16 protein-coding genes are annotated in these 18603 nt (G+C 46.7%); 12 read left to right on the top strand and 4 right to left on the bottom strand.

Translation table 11 applies throughout. The annotated features are described in order from the left end of the window. The first annotated feature begins 8 nt into the window (after positions 1-8). Genes OH461_RS05895 through OH461_RS05930 form a run of 8 tightly spaced genes read left to right on the top strand, consistent with a single transcriptional unit; the run spans position 9 to position 7201 of the window. Positions 9-1316 carry a D-tagatose-bisphosphate aldolase, class II, non-catalytic subunit gene (locus tag OH461_RS05895; protein ID WP_270019669.1) on the top strand — a complete coding sequence of 436 codons (1308 nt, stop codon included), beginning with the start codon at positions 9-11 and terminating at the stop codon, positions 1314-1316. Further along, positions 1316-2473 (top strand): SIS domain-containing protein, encoded by a 1158-nt coding sequence (locus tag OH461_RS05900; RefSeq protein WP_270019670.1) that lies wholly within the window; start codon positions 1316-1318, stop codon positions 2471-2473. The genes OH461_RS05895 and OH461_RS05900 overlap by 1 nt, the downstream gene beginning before the upstream one ends. 58 nt (positions 2474-2531) lie before the next feature. Beyond that, positions 2532-3005 (top strand): PTS N-acetylgalactosamine transporter subunit IIB, encoded by a 474-nt coding sequence (agaV, locus tag OH461_RS05905; RefSeq protein WP_270019671.1) that lies wholly within the window; start codon positions 2532-2534, stop codon positions 3003-3005. Between the two features lie 17 nt (positions 3006-3022). Further along, positions 3023-3799 carry a PTS N-acetylgalactosamine transporter subunit IIC gene (gene agaW / locus OH461_RS05910; RefSeq protein ID WP_260259335.1) on the top strand — a complete coding sequence of 259 codons (777 nt, stop codon included), beginning with the start codon at positions 3023-3025 and terminating at the stop codon, positions 3797-3799. Next, the gene (gene agaE / locus OH461_RS05915) at positions 3789-4673 is read left to right on the top strand and encodes a PTS N-acetylgalactosamine transporter subunit IID (RefSeq protein WP_270019672.1); all 885 of its coding nucleotides are present in this window, start codon (positions 3789-3791) and stop codon (positions 4671-4673) included. Before agaW ends, agaE begins: the two co-directional genes overlap by 11 nt. A 59-nt stretch (positions 4674-4732) precedes the next feature. Beyond that, positions 4733-5173 (top strand): PTS galactosamine/N-acetylgalactosamine transporter subunit IIA, encoded by a 441-nt coding sequence (gene agaF / locus OH461_RS05920; protein ID WP_270019673.1) that lies wholly within the window; start codon positions 4733-4735, stop codon positions 5171-5173. After that, on the top strand, positions 5163-6356 hold the full coding sequence (gene nagA, locus OH461_RS05925; protein WP_270019674.1) for an N-acetylglucosamine-6-phosphate deacetylase: 1194 nt from the start codon (positions 5163-5165) through the stop codon (positions 6354-6356). The genes agaF and nagA overlap by 11 nt, the downstream gene beginning before the upstream one ends. Continuing rightward, positions 6347-7201, top strand: a complete 855-nt coding sequence (locus tag OH461_RS05930; protein WP_260259339.1) for a tagatose bisphosphate family class II aldolase — start codon at positions 6347-6349, stop codon at positions 7199-7201. The genes nagA and OH461_RS05930 overlap by 10 nt, the downstream gene beginning before the upstream one ends. Before the next feature lie 201 nt (positions 7202-7402). On the opposite strand, the gene sohB is transcribed toward OH461_RS05930, so the two are convergent. After that, positions 7403-8464: a protease SohB gene (gene sohB / locus OH461_RS05935; RefSeq protein WP_270019675.1), complete on the bottom strand. Its 1062-nt coding sequence runs from the start codon at positions 8462-8464 to the stop codon at positions 7403-7405. 90 nt (positions 8465-8554) lie between these two features. Here sohB and OH461_RS05940 point away from each other — a divergent pair, with 90 nt between their 5' ends. The 4 genes from OH461_RS05940 to OH461_RS05955 all read left to right on the top strand — a co-directional run bounded on the left by OH461_RS05940 (position 8555) and on the right by OH461_RS05955 (position 14609). Further along, on the top strand, positions 8555-9310 hold the full coding sequence (locus OH461_RS05940; protein ID WP_270019676.1) for a YciK family oxidoreductase: 756 nt from the start codon (positions 8555-8557) through the stop codon (positions 9308-9310). A gap of 140 nt (positions 9311-9450) precedes the next feature. Further along, positions 9451-10128: a translesion DNA synthesis-associated protein ImuA gene (imuA, locus tag OH461_RS05945; protein WP_270019677.1), complete on the top strand. Its 678-nt coding sequence runs from the start codon at positions 9451-9453 to the stop codon at positions 10126-10128. 2 nt (positions 10129-10130) lie between these two features. Beyond that, positions 10131-11528 carry a Y-family DNA polymerase gene (locus OH461_RS05950; protein ID WP_270019678.1) on the top strand — a complete coding sequence of 466 codons (1398 nt, stop codon included), beginning with the start codon at positions 10131-10133 and terminating at the stop codon, positions 11526-11528. Positions 11529-11537: 9 nt separating this feature from the next. Further along, positions 11538-14609, top strand: coding sequence for an error-prone DNA polymerase (locus OH461_RS05955; RefSeq protein ID WP_270019679.1), 3072 nt, complete (start codon positions 11538-11540; stop codon positions 14607-14609). Positions 14610-14913: 304 nt separating this feature from the next. Here the strand turns inward: OH461_RS05955 and OH461_RS05960 are convergent, their stop codons facing one another. The 3 genes from OH461_RS05960 to OH461_RS05970 form a co-directional block, all read right to left on the bottom strand. Further along, positions 14914-15861 (bottom strand): chemotaxis protein CheV, encoded by a 948-nt coding sequence (locus OH461_RS05960; RefSeq protein ID WP_270019680.1) that lies wholly within the window; start codon positions 15859-15861, stop codon positions 14914-14916. Between the two features lie 103 nt (positions 15862-15964). Further along, on the bottom strand, positions 15965-17182 hold the full coding sequence (mlc, locus tag OH461_RS05965; protein WP_260259346.1) for a sugar metabolism global transcriptional regulator Mlc: 1218 nt from the start codon (positions 17180-17182) through the stop codon (positions 15965-15967). 242 nt (positions 17183-17424) lie between these two features. Continuing rightward, the gene (locus tag OH461_RS05970; RefSeq protein ID WP_270019681.1) at positions 17425-18597 is read right to left on the bottom strand and encodes a patatin-like phospholipase family protein; all 1173 of its coding nucleotides are present in this window, start codon (positions 18595-18597) and stop codon (positions 17425-17427) included. Positions 18598-18603 lie beyond the last annotated feature (6 nt).

An 18603-nucleotide genomic window follows, 5' to 3' on the forward strand; every position in this document is an offset into this window, starting at 1 on the left:
GGACCACCATGAAATCTTTACAATCACTGATTGAACAGCACAAACAAGGACACGCCACCGGCATTTACTCGGTTTGTTCTGCGCACCCATTAGTATTAGAGGCAGCGATCAAGCAAGCGGCGCAAGACGACCAACTCGTGCTCATTGAAGCCACCTCAAACCAAGTGAATCAATTTGGTGGCTACACAGGTATGACACCACAAGACTTTGCTAAACACGCTTATGAGCTTGCGGAGCAGCTTAACTTCCCGACTGAACGTATCGTACTTGGTGGCGACCACCTTGGCCCAAACTGCTGGCAGAACCTACCCGCGAAACAGGCCATGGAATACTCAGCAACGATGATTCATGACTATGTCACAGCTGGGTTTAACAAGATTCACCTCGACTGCTCAATGTCTTGCGCTGACGACGAAACGCCACTCAGCGAAGCTGTGATGGCTGAGCGTGCTGCGCAGCTTTGTTTAGTCGCCGAAGATGCATGGCAGCAATCTGGCGGCGAAGCACCACTCTATGTCATTGGGACGGAGGTACCGACTCCCGGTGGTGCACTGGAATCTTTGGAAGAGGAAGGTTTAGAGCTAACCAAACCAGAAGAAGCGCTCGCCACTTTAGACGCTCACCATCAAGCATTCAGCGATCACGGCTTAGGTTACGTTTGGCCTCGTGTGATTGGTCTTGTTGTCCAGCCGGGTGTGGAATTTGACCATCACTCAATTCATCACTACCAAAGTAGCCAAGCACAAGCACTAAGTAAAATCATTGAGAGCCAGCCTCATTTAGTGTTTGAAGCGCACTCTACCGATTATCAAAACCCTAGCGCTTACCACGAGTTGGTCAAAGACCACTTTGCCATTTTAAAAGTAGGCCCAGCGCTGACCTTCGCTCTACGTGAAGCTCTATATGGACTAGAGCGAGCAGAGCTTGAATGGTTAGGCAGTCACGATGCTTCTCACCTACGTGACACCGTCGAGCAAGTGATGCGTGAAGAGCCGGACTACTGGCGTTCTCATTACCTAAGCAAAGGCCACCAGCAGTTTCTTGATTGCAGCTACAGCTTAAGCGATCGCATTCGTTACTACTGGACACACCCAGAAGTACAAAAAGCGCAGCGTACCCTGTTTAACAACCTTGCTGCCAATCCATTGCCGCTGACTTTACTTAGCCAATATTTACCGAATCAAGCGAAAGCAATTTTCCAAAATAATATTCAGAACCAGCCCACTGACATTGTAATTCACAAGATCATGGAAGTGACCGAAGTCTATTCCGATGCCTGTTATTCAAATGCAGTGGCGTGCAAGGAGACCATCTAATGACCACGTTTTTAGGCTACGAAGCTACATGGCTTGAGCAACACAACGGCATTCATACTGCTCAAGAAATTAATCATCAGCCACGTTTATGGCGCAACCTTGCGGATATTTTGCAGAGCCAGTTCGAATCAGCGAACGCATTTTTAGCGCCACTATTGGCTCGTAAAGAGCTGCGCATCATTCTCACTGGCGCTGGCACTTCCGCTTTTGTGGGCGATGCGGCAGCACCTTTCATCCAAGCAGGGTTGAACTTCCAAGTCGAATCTATTCCAACCACGGATTTAGTTTCTAATCCAGAGCAGTACCTAGACCCTAAGCGCCCTACTCTGTTGGTGTCTTATGCTCGCTCAGGCAACAGCCCTGAAAGTGTGGCAGCGGTTGAGTTAGTGGATCAGTTCATCCCTGAAAGCTTCCACCTGTTCTTAACCTGTAACAGTGAAGGTGCTCTCTCTCGTTACTCAGACAAAGCCAGCAACGCTTACTGCATGTTGATGCCTGAAGGTTCAAACGATAAGAGCTTTGCCATGACATCCAGCTTCAGCTGTATGTTGATGTCTACCTTGGTGCTGCTCGGTGGAGAAACACCTACCCAATGGCGCAGCCACATCGAAACCATCGCAGAGCTCTGTGAGAACAAACTTTCGCAATGGCAAAGCAATATTAAACAGCTCTCAACTCAAGCGTATGAACGCTTAATTGTATTGGGCAGCGGCGGCTTTGCAGGCCTTGCTCGTGAAGCATCTCTGAAATCTTTAGAGCTAAGTGCTGGCAAGGTGATGACTGCATTTGACTCATCTCTAGGATTCCGTCACGGGCCTAAATTCACCATCAATGACAAAGCGCTAGTGATTCAACTCTTCTCTAGCGATACCTATACCCGCCAATACGACATGGATCTATTCAACGAGATTCGCAGTGACCAGCAAGCCCTTGGCCATATTGCCATTACAGAGGGTGCGCTTGATAGCGACAACGTATTTGAGCTAGGCCAACTCAACTTAGGTGATGCATGGCTGTGCTTCCCGTACATCCTGTTCTGCCAAATGTTGGCATTTGAAAAATCACTCCAGCTTGGATTCGGCCCTGATAACCCATGTCCAACTGGCGAAGTAAACCGAGTGGTGCAAGGCGTCACCATCTATCCATTTAACCAATAACGCTACCCATTAATAAGCATCAATTAAGTAAGAAATTGAATTTTAGAAGGAAACTAACATGCCAAATATCGTTTTAAGTCGTATTGATGAGCGTCTAGTTCACGGCCAAGTCGGTGTGCAGTGGGTAGGTTTTGCAGACGCAAACATCGTTGTTGTGGTTAACGATGAAGTCGCGGAAGACTCCATCCAACAAAACCTAATGGAAATGGTGCTCGCTGATGGTATCGCAATTCGTTTTTGGACGGTGCAGAAAACCATCGACACCATTCATAAAGCCTCCGACCGCCAACGCATCCTACTGGTGTGCCGTACACCAAAAGATTTCCGTCAATTGGTCGATGGCGGTGTGCCAATCACCAATATCAACGTAGGCAACATGCACTACGTGGAAGGTAAAAACCAGATTTCTAAGACGGTTTCGGTCGATGCCGCAGACGTCGAAGAATTTCAAAAACTAAAAGCGTTAGGGGTGAGCTGCACCATTCAAGGTGTGCCAACTGAAAGCGCAACAGACCTCTTTACTCTTATCTAATAATAAGGACAAACATCATGGAAATAGGACTCTTACAGGCGTTGATGCTCGGCATCCTAGCCTTCTTTGCAGGCCTTGACTTGTTCAACGGCCTCACCCACTTCCACCGCCCTGTGGTACTCGGCCCGCTGGTCGGCCTGATCCTAGGTGACCTACAAACCGGTATTCTGGTTGGTGGTACGTTAGAGCTAATCTGGATGGGCCTTGCCCCTCTTGCAGGCGCTCAGCCGCCAAACGTTATCATCGGTACTATCGTAGGTACTACCTTTGCTATCACCACCAAAGTTGAGCCAAATGTGGCGGTGGGTGTCGCTGTACCTTTCGCAGTCGCGGTGCAAATGGGTATTACCCTACTGTTCTCAGCCATGTCAGCTGTGATGTCAAAATGTGACGATTTTGCTCGCAATGCCGATACCGACGGTATCGAACGCGTTAACTACTTCGCACTGGCTGTACTGGGCACTTTCTACTTCCTATGTGCCTTCCTACCAATCTACCTAGGTGCCGAGCACGCTGGTGCGATGGTCCAAGCGCTACCAAAAGAGCTTATCGACGGTCTAGGTGTTGCCGGCGGCATCATGCCAGCCATTGGTTTCGCAGTACTGATGAAGATCATGATGAAGAATGCCTACATCCCTTACTTCATCCTTGGCTTTGTTGCCGCAGCTTGGATTGAACTACCAATCCTAGCGATCGCTGCCGCTGCAACTGCCATGGCAATCATCGACTTTATGCGTAAGACAGAACCAACCCCTGCAACTGCACCAGCTGAGGACTTTGAAGATGGAATCTAATGTAAGCAACGAACTTGACCTTCGCAGCCAAAACGCCGACGTGCAACCTGCTCCGGGCGTGGCTCAAGACGAGTACGAAAATAAAGAAATTGGTGCTGAGCTAACCAAAGCTGACATCAACAAAATGGCTTGGCGTTCACTGTTACTGCAAGCGTCATTCAACTTCGAGCGTATGCAGGCATCTGGTTGGCTATACGGCCTACTGCCTGCACTGAAGAAAATCCACACCAATAAAGCTGACCTTTCTAAAGCGATGCAAGGTCACATGGGTTTCTTCAACACTCACCCATTCTTGGTGACATTCGTAATGGGTATCGTGCTGGCGATGGAACGCTCTAAGCAAAACATCAACAGTATTCAGAGCACAAAAATCGCCGTCGGTGCCCCTATGGGTGGTATCGGTGACGCAATGTTCTGGCTCACTCTGCTTCCTATCTGTGGTGGTATCGGTGCCGACTTAGCATTGCAAGGCTCCATCATGGGTGCAGTGTTCTTCTTCGTATTGTTTAACGCGGTTCACTTTGGTCTTCGCTTTGGTTTGGCGCACTACGCCTACCGCATGGGCGTGCAAGCAATTCCTGTCATTAAAGCCAACACCAAGAAAGTGGGACACGCCGCTTCAATGGTCGGTATGACAGTTATCGGTGCATTGGTCGCAACTTACGTTCGCCTGTCGACCACGGCTGAAATCACCGCTGGTGATGCAGTCGTAAAACTGCAAGCTGACGTTATCGACAAGCTTATGCCAGCCTTCTTACCACTGGTTTACACCCTAGCGATGTATGCACTAGTGAAACGTGGCTGGAGCCCACTAAAACTGATCGGTATTACCGTGACTCTAGGCATTGTTGGCCGCTTTATGGGCTTCCTATAAACACGAGTTAACACCAATAAAACGGGGCTGGTACGCCAGCCCTACAAAAGGAACAACACATGATTTCAGTAATTTTGTCTGGCCACGGTGGCTTTGCTTCTGGTATCGCTCAAGCGATTCATCAAGTGATTGGTGAGCAGCCTCAGTTCAAGTTCATCGATTTCCCGGAAGAAGCGACGACACCACAACTCGAAGCGTCGATGCGCAGTGCAATTGAAGAGATTGATTCAGGCGACGGTATCGTTTTTCTCACTGATTTATTAGGCGGAACACCATTTCGCACCGCATCACTACTCAGCCAAGAACGTAGCGATATTGAAGTTGTCACCGGCACTAACCTGCAAATGGCAGCAGAAATGCTTTTAGAGCGCGACGAACTCAAGCTGGTCGAGTTTCGTGACCAAGCCCTTGAATGTGCGCACCGAGGCATTACCTCTCTTGCAGCAGAAATGGCATGCAAAGCTGAACAAACCGCAACGGTAGAAGAAGATGGCATCTGATCTACAACATTATCGTGCTGAGCGAGTGCTTCACGGCAACCAATGGCTTAATGACGCCGTTGTGAGTGTCGATAGCCACGGTTTGATTGCGGCAATTCGCCCCTTCGATAACACGATTGACCAAGACTACACCGACTTAGGCAAAGTCAGCTTAATGCCGGGGCTGATTGACTCGCATGTTCATGGCGCTCATGGTTGCGATGTCATGGATGCAAGCCACGACAGTTTAAATACCATGTCGACCTTTTTCGCGAGCAAAGGCGTTACCGCTTTTGTTGCCACGACAGTAACGGCACCTGTGGCAAAGATCCGCGCAGCTCTTAAGCAAGTGGCACAAAGCAAAAAAATAGGTGTCGATGGCGCTGAGATCCTTGGTGCGTATTTAGAAGGGCCTTACTTCACAGAGAAGAACAAAGGCGCTCACCCAATAGAATGGTTTCGTGAGTTATCTACGGAAGAGTTAGATAACTGGATGTCTTACTGCGATAACCAGCTTATCACTGTGGCATTAGCCCCTGAAAAACCGGGTGCAGTAGAAGCGATTCATCATCTACGCTCTCAAGGCATCAAAGTAATGCTTGGCCATACAGACGCAAGCTATGACCAAGTTCAGAGCGCATTAAATGCTGGCGCAAATGGCATTGTCCACTGTTACAACGGTATGCGTGGTCTTCATCACCGAGACCCGGGCGTTGTTGGCGCTGGCTTAGTTCACCCAAATTGTTATGTGGAAATGATTGCCGATGGCCATCACGTACACCCAACCGCGATAGATGTCGCGCATCGCTGCTGCTCATCTCGCTTAACCCTTATCACGGATTCAATGTGCGCAGCAGGTATGCCTGATGGTCAATACGTGCTGGGCGAATACACCGTCACGATGAAAGACGGTGTGGTTATGACGGACTCTGGCAGCTTAGCTGGCAGCACTCTGACTCTAAATAACGCCGTCACTAACTTGCAGCAATGGCTTAATTTACCGCTTGAACAAGCATGGCTCATGGCTTCTTTAACGCCTGCTCAATCTCTCGGTATTCAACATCAACTCGGCACTTTAGAAGTGGGCAAACGCGCTTCTATGGTGGCTATTCATTCTGATTTCTCAATTGATAAAACTTGGGTGAACGGGCGTCTGGTATTCGATGCAGTTGCTACGCCCAACCAGGAGGCTTTATGTATCTAATTTCTTCTCGTGAAATGCTTAAACGTGCGCAACTAGGTGGCTATGCCGTACCCGCTTTCAACATTCACAACCTTGAAACTGTGCAAGTTATCGTTGAAACCGCTTCTGAAATGGGCTCGCCTGTTATCTTAGCGGGTACGCCGGGCACTTATGATTACGCAGGCACTGATTACCTAATCAGCATCTGTAAAGAGGCAGCACATAAACACTCTATGCCGCTTGTACTGCACCTTGACCATCACGAAGATCTGCAAGACATCCGCACTAAGGTAGAGCATGGTATTCGCTCAGTGATGATTGATGGTTCTCACCACGCATTTGATCAAAACATTGAGATTGTCCGCTCAGTCGTACAGCACTGCAACCGTTACGACGCCAGTGTTGAAGCTGAACTAGGCCGTCTTGGAGGCCAAGAAGATGACCTTATCGTTGATAGTGCCGATGCCTTTATGACCGACCCAGCATCCGCTGCGGAGTTTGTTCGTCGCACTGGTATCGACTCTCTTGCGGTGGCGATTGGTACCGCTCACGGCATGTACAAGTCTGAACCAAAACTCGATTTTGATCGCTTAGAGAAGATTCGCTCTTTGGTTGATATTCCTTTGGTCCTTCATGGCGCATCTGGTGTGCCTGATGAGATGGTCAAGCGCAGCATCGATTTAGGTGTATGCAAAGTGAACATCGCCACTGAACTAAAAATTGCCTTCTCAGATGCGGTGAAACAGCACTTCAGCGAAAACCCAGGCGCTAATGACCCGCGTAAATACATTACTCCGGGCAAAGCAGCGATGAAGCAAGTTGTTATAGATAAGATCCGCATGTGCGGAAGTGAAGGTAAAGCTTAAACATTTATACCCGAGGTTGCGGCAGCACCGATTTGGTATAGGTAACACCCACCCCCTATAGGTGTTATTCAGGGAGCCCTAGTCAGGCTCCCTTTTTTCGGTCTAATGTCTTGTTATATGCGATCGATACTGATTGAAATGGCATAAAAAAAGCAAGGCTCAAGGCCTTGCTCTTTCACTATCCATTTAGCTTTTACTAGCTTAAACAATCGGGCGTTGACCACGATCGGCTAGCTTCATCAATACGTTATCCGCTGCTTCACCCACAAGGCCTGCAAGCTTAGAGGTAATTTTCTTCTTCTCTACGTAATGAATCGCCAATACGGTCTTATCTTTACACGCTTCAACAACAAGATCGTCTGAGGTTTTGATTTCATCAACCAAACCCAACTTGTGTGCTTGAGTACCAAACCAGTGCTCACCCGTTGCCACATTTTCCAGATCGAGCTCTGGGCGACGCTCACGAATGAAGTCTTTGAACAGTACGTGCGTCTCTTCTAGCTCTTGTTTGAACTTATCACGCGCTTTGTCGGTATTTTCACCAAACATGGTCAATGTGCGTTTGTACTCGCCCGCGGTCAACTGTTCATACTCGATATCGTACTTTTTCAAGACTTTATTAAAGTTTGGTAGTTGTGCAATCACACCAATTGAACCCACGATAGCAAAAGGGGCTGACACAATTTTATCGGCAATACATGCCATCATGTAGCCGCCACTTGCTGCCACTTTATCCACTGAAATCGTCAATGGCAGACCCGCCGCTTTTAGGCGATCAAGCTGCGATGATGCCAAGCCATAGCCATGTACCATACCGCCGCCTGATTCAAGGCGAAGTAGCACTTCATCACCGTCACGCGCTACCGCTAGCACCGCGGTCACTTCTTCACGCAATGACGCCACTTCTTTGGCATCAATGCTGCCTTTGAAATCCAATACAAACAGATGAGGTTCGCGTTTAGAATCTAACTCGCCCTCTTTCGCTGCTTGCTTAATCTCTTTTTCACGCGCTTTGTTTTTCTCTTTCTCTTGTTTCTTCTCAGCTTTATCGCGAGCTTTGATGAAAGAGTCATCATGCAAGTGGTGTTCTAACTGCTCAACCGTCTCTTTGTGTTTTTCAGTTAGGTTGGTCACTTCTAGCTCACCTTTAGCCGAGCCACCTTTTCCACCAGCACTTTTAGCAATGATTAGAATCACTACCAATGCGACTACTACAGTCACAATCTTGGCCAAAAACAGGCCGTAATCCAACAAAAATTCCAAGGTGAATATCCTCTCAATGGGCGAATTGATGTATTGTAACCACCATATTACGATTTCTTAAAGTAAATCATCATAATAAGGAAGTATAGAGTGGAATATTCAGTTGCTGGCGATGCATTAAAAGACAAAGTAATTCTTGTGACTGGCGCAGGAGCAGGAATTGGTAAACAAGCCGCACTTAGCTTTGCTGAGCGAGGCGCGACGGTGATTCTACTCGGACGCACAGTCAAAAAGCTCGAACAAACTTACGATGAAATTGAAGCAGCAGGCTATCCTCAAGCCGCCATCATTCCACTCGACATGAAAGGCGCATCAAAGCAGAACTATATTGATATGGCTGAGACCATTGAAGGACAGTTTGGTCGCTTAGATGGTGTATTACACAATGCCAGCCTACTGGGGGTGATCAGCCCATTCGACCAAATTGGTGAAGACAGCTACGACGATGTCATGCAAGTCAATGTGAAAGCGCAATTCTTAATGACACAAGCCCTGTTGCCGTTATTGCACAAATCCCAAGACGCACGTTTGGTGTTTACTTCATCAACCGTTGGCCATAGTGGCCGCGCTTTCTGGGGCACTTACGCCATGTCGAAGTTTGCCACTGAAGGTATGATGCAAGTATTGGCTGATGAGTTAAGTGACTCTCAAATTCGCGTAAATGCGATTAACCCTGGTGCAACTCGTACCGGCATGCGCGCTAAAGCCTACCCTGCTGAAGATGCTGAGCTACTCAAAACACCGCTGGATATCATGCCCCTTTACCTCTACTTAATGGCCCCCGAAGGAAAGGCCGTTCATGGCCAATGCATCGATGCTCAACCGAAAAAACACTCGCAGAAATAGTTACAAAAAATAAGACAATTTAACTGAATGACATCAACGCCTTGTGAATCCACAAGGCGTTTTTTTGATTTAGGACTATTGCAGCGAGCAACGAATAAATTATACTGTATGTATATACAGTTTTTTTTATTTCGACGCTTATGACTCCTTCTATCGAACATCTCAAGCAAAAACAGTGGTTATGGCAAGGCTCAACACAACATGAGCCACAAGATCATTGCACCACTGGCTTTAGCCTGCTTGATCAAAAACTCGATGGGGGTTTTCCCAAACACGGCGTGGTCGAGGTGCAATCTGAACCGGGCATTGGTGAGCTGCGCCTATTGCTGCCGCATTTACTCAATAGCAGTAGCGACCGGCTCAGCGTGTTTATTCAACCTCCTGGCTATCTCTGCGCTGAAATGCTGATCAATGAGGGGCTCGATCCTAATCAGATCCTACTGATTTACCCAGACAACCCGAAACACGCTTTATGGGCGGCTGAGCAATGTTTAAAAAGCGGCGCATGCAGCAACGTATTGCTTTGGCAAACCGAACTTGAAGTACATCAAGCCCGTCGCCTGCAAGTAGCAAGCGAAACCGGTCAATGCCTGCACTTTTTATTTAAGCAGCCACAGCAACATGTGTTCTCTCTGCCGGTCAGTTTAAGCTTAAAATTGGAAGCGCATAATCAAGGCTTAAGTGTTGCCATTACTAAACGTAAAGGCGGTTGGCCACATGGCAACTTTGTGATTGATATGAGCGCTCGCTGGCCACAATTAGCCATTCAAAAACCGCAATCTGTCATTGTGCCCTTTCCTATGCGTAAGCAAGGCTAACTATGACTCTGTGGCTTTACTTACACTTCCCTGCACTGCAATTAAACGCTCTGTTTGCAGAGCAAGAGCACCCTTTAGTGATTGTTGATGGCGCACGCTTTCAAGTAGTGCAAGCGAACGATCTCGCCACTGAGCAAGGTATTCAAATTGGGATGGGCTTAGCCAGTGCCAGTGCCTTGTGCCATGATTTACAAGTGCACCCTTATGATGAGAAGCAAGAGCAACAAACACTCACAGATATTGCTCAATGGCTTTACATGGTCACATCCGATATTGCCCTATTTGCGCCACAAGGCATTTTGCTGAAAGCCAGTGATATGCTCTGTTTATATGGTGGCTTAGAGCGCTATTGGCAAACCTTATCTCAACACTTAGATGCACTCGGTTTTAAATACTATTTTTCAACCGGCTTTTCCCCATACTCAGCCATTTTGCTCGCAAAGTCAGCCACACAAATCATCAGTGACGATCGTGACCACTTACTCGAAAAAGTACGTAACTTCCCACTGATGGCGACAGAACTCGCAAGCAAACAAGTCGATGCTTTACTACGTGTGGGCGTGAATACACTAAATGATCTGCTTAGCTTGCCCATGCAAGAGCTGGCTCGCCGATTTGATATTGATTTGGTCAATTATGTGGGACGTTTGCTGGGGCAGTTTAAGCACCCTATTGATTTTTATCACCCGCCAGAGAAATTCCACAGCTACTTAGAGCTGTTGTACGAAATCGAAAATATTCAGTGGCTAGAGAAGCCGCTCAATATTTTACTCAAACGATTAGAGTTATTTCTAACCCTACGCAACCAAGTCGCTTATGAGTTAGCACTTACTCTGCATCAGCGAGACAAACAAGACAGTACCATCACTTTCACCTCTGCGAGTGGTGATTACACCGCTCAACAATGGGCTCGTTTATGCCAACTTACGCTAGAATCCATCAAACTTGATGCACCAGTGCAAGGGCTGACTCTCGCCATTACTCGCAGTGGTGAGTTAGAAGCCACCAGCCGTGATATTTTCAATGGCCCACAAGGGCAACAAACGGAGCTAGAACTGATTGGATTGCTGCAAGCTAAATTAGGCAAGCAGCAAGTACGTAAAGTGATGCTCAGCGACGATCCTCGCCCAGAACATGCTACTCAGCTATGTGACCCAAGTAAACCGATACCCTATAAGGCCAAAACCTTACGCCATAGGCCAAGCATCTTGCTACCAGAACCGCAGCGACTACAAGAAAAGGTCGCTTTGATTCAAGGGCCTGAACGATTTGTGACAGGATGGTGGGATGGCGCAGACATCACTCGCGATTACTTTGTGGCGCGTAGCCAGCAAGGCCGATGGCTTTGGGTATTTCGCAATCAAGATAAGCAGTGGTTTCTCCACGGCCAATTTAGCTAAGGCATCACCATGAATTACGCTGAATTATTCTGCCAAACCAACTTTTCGTTTTTAACGGGTGCATCCCATGCAGAAGAGCTGATCTTACAATCAGACTTCTTACGTTATAAAGCATTAGCCATTACTGACGAGTGTTCTGTCGCAGGCGTAGTACGTGCTCACACTGCAATTAAAAACCATCAACTTGGTGTTGAACTGATTATCGGCAGTATGTTTTGGCTAAACCAAGAGTGCCAAGTAGTCCTGCTCTGCCCTAGCCGTCAAGCTTATGCGGAATTGTGCCGAGTTATCACCAATGCTCGTCGTCGCTCAGAGAAAGGTCAATATCAGCTCTCTGAGTGGGATTTAATGTCTGTACGTCACTGTTTCGTCATTTGGCTACCTAGCCATCAACACGTTGATCACAAATGGGGGCAATGGCTTAGCCAACACCACCAGCAACGATTATGGCTTGGCATTCAGCGCCACCTTGGGTCTAACGATAAAGAATACCTCACCCATTGTGAGCAACTCGCCAAAGAATTTCAGTTACCAATAACCGCTTGTGGCGGTGTACTCATGCATACCGCGACAAGACTTCCTTTACAGCACACATTAACCGCCATTAAACATGGCGGCAGTGTGGGCAGTATTGGTGGCCATTTGTTGGTTAATACTGAACGCTCGCTACGCAGTTTAGATAAACTCAGTAAGCTATTTAAAGCTGAGTGGCTTACTGAAAGTGTCTACATTGCCAAACGTTGCCGGTTCAGCTTGGATGAGCTGCAATATGAGTACCCAAGCGAGCTCATTCCTGATGGCGAAACGCCAATGAGCTACCTACGTAATTTGGTTGAGCAGGGTAAGCGGAGCCGCTTCCCAGAAGGTATTCCTAATGACATAGCCCAGACTATAGAGAAAGAGTTGCAACTGATTGAGGAGCTCAACTACCCGTTTTACTTCCTCACGATTCATGACATCGTAATGTTTGCCAAACGGCAGAAGATTCTTTACCAAGGCCGAGGCTCAGCAGCCAACTCTGTGGTGTGTTATTGCTTAGAAATCACCTCTGTCGATCCGAGACAAATCTCAGTGTTGTTCGAGCGCTTTATTAGCAAAGAGCGTAATGAGCCACCAGATATTGATGTCGACTTTGAGCACCAAAGGCGTGAAGAAGTAATTCAATACATCTATCAAAAATATGGCCGTGAGCGTGCAGCGCTCGCGGCTACGGTCATCTCTTACCGTTTTAAAAGCGCGGTTCGCGATGTCGGTAAAGCATTAGGTATTGAAGAAAGCCAGCTCGACTACTTTATCAAGAACGTCAATCGCCGCGATCGTGGATTAGGCTGGCAAGCGCAAATCGTCCAACTTGGTATTGAGCCGAGTTCACTCAAAGGTGAGCAGTTTATTAGCTTAGTGAATGAGGTCATTGGCTTTCCTCGTCATTTATCTCAGCATGTAGGTGGCTTTGTGATTTCTTCTGGGCCTTTGTATGAGCTTGTACCCGTCGAAAATGCCTCAATGCCTGACCGAACTGTAATTCAATGGGATAAGGACGATCTGGAAAGCCTTGCGCTACTTAAAGTGGATGTCCTCGCCCTTGGTATGCTCAGTGCCATTCGTAAATGCTTTGAGTTAGTCGAACGCTTTCATGGTCAACGCCTTTCGATTGCAGGAATTACGCGTCGCCAAGATGACGCCAATGTATATGGCATGATTCAAAAAGCCGACACTGTAGGCGTATTTCAAATCGAATCTCGGGCACAAATGAGTATGCTGCCAAGGTTAAAACCTCGTAGTTATTATGATCTGGTAATTCAAATCGCCATCGTCCGCCCCGGTCCGATTCAAGGTGACATGGTCCACCCCTTCTTAAAGCGTCGCGATGGCATTGAGCCTATCACCTATCCATCCAAAGAGGTGGAAGCGGTACTCTCGCGTACTATGGGCGTGCCCATTTTCCAAGAACAAGTCATTAAGCTAGCGATGGTCGCGGCAGGTTTTAGTGGCGGTGAAGCAGATCAACTGCGCCGAGCAATGGCCGCGTGGAAGAAAAATGGCGATCTGATCAAGTTTAAAACCAAACTGATTGATGGCATGCAAAGCCGTGGCTACGAGTTGGAATTTGCTGAGCGCATCTTTGATCAGATCTTAGGTTTTGGTGAGTATGGTTTTCCAGAAAGTCACTCAGCTTCTTTTGCGGTATTGGCTTATTGCTCCGCATGGCTTAAATATTACTACCCAGAAGCCTTTTACACCTCCCTTTTGAACAGTTTACCAATGGGCTTTTATAGCCCTTCACAATTGGTGCAGGATGCTCTCCGACACGGGCTTATCATCCACCCTGTTTGTGTCAATGCCTCAAGCTATGATCATCAAGTGGTTCAACACCAAGACCGCCTTGCCATACGCTTAGGGTTGCGCCAGATAAAAGGATTAAGCAAAGAGAGCTGCCAACAGCTAATTAAGGCTCGTGGTCATGGTGGCTTTACCCATCCTAGCCAAATCAAACATATCGGACTAAGCAAGCGTGATATCGAACTGCTGGCCTCAGCAAATGCGATGCGCGCTATCGCCAATAACCGCTACCAAACACGTTGGGCAATGATGGACTCCCTATCCGACTTACCACTATTTCAGCAAATAGAAGAACCCAGCCAAGTACCGATTGCCGCGCCAACCGATGCGCAAACATTACTCGAAGACTACGCATCCATTGGACTATCTCTAAACCACCACCCGATTAAGCTGCTTGAACAGGCAGGCGTATTAGGGCGATTTACGAGAATGAACCAATTAGCGAATCAAGACCATCAATCACTGGTCACGGTTGTGGGTGTAGTCACAGGGAAGCAAGCCCCCGGCACTGCGGCAGGGGTAACTTTTGTTACCTTAGAAGACGATACTGGCAACATCAATGTGGTGGTTTGGCGCGCTACAGCGAGAGCACAAAAGCAAGCTTATCTCACCGCAAAGATACTGCGCGTCAAAGGGATATTAGAACGAGAAGGAGAAGTGACTCACGTGATTGCAGGCAGACTCGAAGACCTTACTGAAGAGCTCTCAGGGCTCACCACAAAATCGAGAGACTTTCATTAGATAAACGGTTCAACATACCATTTAATGATAAGCAAAAGGGAGCAATCGCTCCCTTTTAAAGTTATTTGTGACAAGTTACAACTCGTCTTCAGCATCCATACTACGTTTTTTGTATTCCCTATACAGTAAAAGACATAAGGTCATCACAACCTTAGACGTAAACCATATCATGAATAGGAACTACCTTTGCTATCTGATGAAAAGTTGTATTTTACAAAATGTGTCTCACTTCATTTAATGAAGTGATGAATAAATACTAACATCAGCGTAACCAGAGTTCACGGCCTATATATGGAACCGCGTACTATTTGGTAAGTAATTCGCGTAAACGATCCTGCGTAACTTCCACTAACAAGTCAGGCTGAAATTTCGAGATAAACCGGTTACAACCTACCTTTTTCACCATAGCTTCGTTGAAACTGCCGCTAAGTGACGTATTCAGAACAACATGCAAATCACTCATTCTTGGGTCATTTCGTATCTCATGCGTTAATTTGTAACCATCCATTTCAGGCATCTCAGCGTCAGTAATCATAAGGAGCAATTCCTCAGTTACCTTCTTGCCTTCATCACTCCATGACTTCAACAAATTAAGAGCTTGAAGACCGTCGCAACACTCAATGATATTCAAACCAAGCTGAGATAAGGTGCCTTTAACCTGAGAGCGAGCTGTAGAGGAGTCATCAACGATAAGTACGTTGCGACCGACCATTTGCGCTGCAAGCTCATCATCAAGCACACCTTCAGAAATCGACACATCGTAATCAATGATCTCTGCTAGCACTTTCTCTACATCGATAATTTCAACGATGCGGTTATTATCACCTTCTTTAAGCTGAGTGATAGCAGTTAAGTAGTTAGCACGGCCTGCTGTCTTTGGCGGCGGCTGAATTTCACTCCAAGTGGTATTAACAATATTACGCACTTGGCCAACCAAGAAACCTTGAATCGTACGGTTATATTCCGTAATGATTAAGTTCTCTTCTTGGTTTTCTAAACGAGATGCAGGAAAGCCAATCGCACCACGTAAATCAATAACGGGTACTGAAACGCCACGTAACGAAGCCACACCTGTAATGTGGTAATGAGAACCTGGCATTTTAGTTAGAGGTGGGACTTTAATAACCTCACGTACCTTAAACACGTTTATCGCAAACATTTGGCTGCTGTTTAAGCTAAACAGTAACAACTCCAAACGGTTTTCACCGACCAAATTGGTACGTTGGTCTACTGTATTTAATACTCCGGACATAAGGCATCTCTACAACGGTAATCTATACATCACACTGTCTGGAAGAGGCCGACTTGGCCACAACCCACATGCTCTATAAGGTTAACAGCAAAACAGCTCGACGTTAACCTTCAATCACTTTCATAAGCAACAAACCGTCGTACAGCGCTTGTTTTACCAACGCGGCACCTGTCATGGTTGCTTGTTTATAGAAGCGTGATTCTACCAATTCCAAATCTTGATGATACACCGGCAAACTTTGCTCGTTAATGCACTTTTGAATAGCAGGATAAAGAATCTCTTTGGCTTGGTTAATTGTACCACCAATCAACACTTTTTCAGGGTTGAATAAGTTAATCACCAAAGCAATCGCCGCACCTAAATAGCGCGCAAGCTTTTCAATCACATTAACCGCTAGAGCATCACCATTGGCTGCAGCTTCACATATATCTTCAACAGACACTTCTTCTATTGCTGATAATACCGATTCTTCGCCGTTAGCGATACGTTCCTTAACTTCAGTACGAATAGCTTGTGAGCTCGCGACGGTTTCTAAACAACCTCGGTTACCGCAATGACACAGTTTACCCTGAGGATCAATTTGGATATGGCCTAGCTCACCAATATTACCATGACGACCTTGAAGAACGCGGCCATCAAGAATGATACCAGCACCTAAGCCATGGTGAATCGAGATAAGAACCGAGTTTTCACACTCTTGTGAATGACCGAACAACTTCTCTGCCAGCGCCCAAGCTCGCGTATCGTTGGCCACAAAAACTGGCAAGCCTGTTGCTTTATAGATCTCTGGACCTAACGCTAAGTTCTCAACGTTGTAATGTGGCATTTGCAATACAATACCTTGCTCCGAGTTTACTAGCCCCGGCAAGGTAATGGCGATACTGGTGACACGATCAAGTTGATCAGAATAGGTTTGGAAAAACTCATCGATTTCGTGCAGTAGGCGGGCTAACACATCTTCTTGGTCGATTTCATGAATATCGATTTTGGTATCGATAAGCACATCACCACCCAGTTCGTGCAGCGCAATGGTCAAATAACCACGGCCTAAACGCATCGACAAAAACTGCCACCCTTCATTATTAACTTGTAGACCTACGGCAGGTCGACCTCGACTGGTTGCTTCTTGAACCGTAGTTTCATGAATAAGGTGCGCTTCGATAAGCTCACGAGTAATTTTGGTAATACTCGCAGGGGCAAGTTCGCTCTGTTTAGATAAATCTATTCGAGATATGGGGCCTTTTTGATCTATCAGTTTATATACACGGCCAGCATTGACCTGCTTGATATGATCAATATGACCAGGTTGAGCCATGTACATAAGGCACTCCGACAATCAATAACTTGGTAATTTTTTTACTTTGCGAAGTAATTGTGAAGTCCTTTGATAGATTGCCGTGACAAGCATCACGCACAAACGTATTTCTTTGTGTGCGACATCAAATAGCCAAACGTTTACTACATTTTTTGCTTAATTATTTTGCGGTAATAAATATGTGGGTAATGCGAGCGATCATGGCGATATCAGGGTAGGAATTTCAGACCTTACACTCAATTTAAGAGCTAAGCCCACTTTTTGGGGAGAAGATCCAACATTTGCTCATTGAGAGTAATACCAGTTTTAGCGAAAAGATCGACACAACGAAAGCCAGCATCGAGACCCGCTTGATAATCGTGCAATAAGTCTTCATGACTACTCATTAATGAGCTCGAACGAAGCGGTTTATCTGGCTTGATTTGGACAATAAAACAGTCATCTGGTGGCTGATGAAGGAAGTCTTGCGTTAATGAATAGGTTTGATAATGAACCATCAACATATCAGCAAGCCCGGAGTCAAAGCTGTCGCCTAGCAAATGGCTTAAACGATAGATATCATCCGCACCAAATAACCAGCGCCCCCCATTAAGCAGTGGTGCATTGCCATTGGCTTGCTTTTGCTCTTTTGAACGCTGAATACGTTCACCAAAGAAACTGCCCCAGTCCTGTTTCCATTGCGCTAACTTCTGCTGCCAATGTTCTTGAACTGTATTTAAGGAATCACGATACCAATGCAATTCGTCCCCCTGTTCAACAACAGGGTCTGACGCTGCCAGATCGTCACCTTCAGTCCGAATAACCACTAAACAACGACCACCTTGGCGCCAAGCTTCCTGCACCGGTATCGATGCCGATACGCCGCCATCAATGTAACGCCCGTGTTCAAACTCCACTTCTTGACGATATAAACGCGGAATGGCGCACGTCGCTATCAGCACTTTTTTCCAATCTGTCTGCAACATAGGCAAATAGTGATCGCTCAAACGAGCATGATCAGTCACCGCAGCAAAAGCTTTGCGAGTACCAAGTACCTGTCGTCCCATATCAATATCAAGTTTATAAGGATAATCACAGATTTGATCTAATGCCCAATCCAAACCTAATGACTGATTGTTACGGATATAACTAAACAAATGGAAAAATTCAGGGTGCGTAGTGAGATCTAATATAAACGAGCGTCCAATGCCCTTTTGGCGACAAAGGTAAGCAGCAATATTGAGAGCTCCGGCAGAAGTGCCGTAGAAACGATGAAAAGGGTCAAAATTAGACAATAAAAAAGCGTCCAACACACCAGAGGTAAATATTCCTCGTTGCCCACCACCTTGAGCGATAAGGGCATTTTGCCCTCCGGTGTATTTACTGAGTCGATCGATGTCGACCCAATCAGCAGTGTTAGTCACTACACCGCTATTTTTCATGATGAG

Origin of the sequence: Vibrio sp. LaRot3 (assembly GCF_027587025.1) — a bacterium.
Taxonomy (GTDB): domain Bacteria; phylum Pseudomonadota; class Gammaproteobacteria; order Enterobacterales; family Vibrionaceae; genus Vibrio.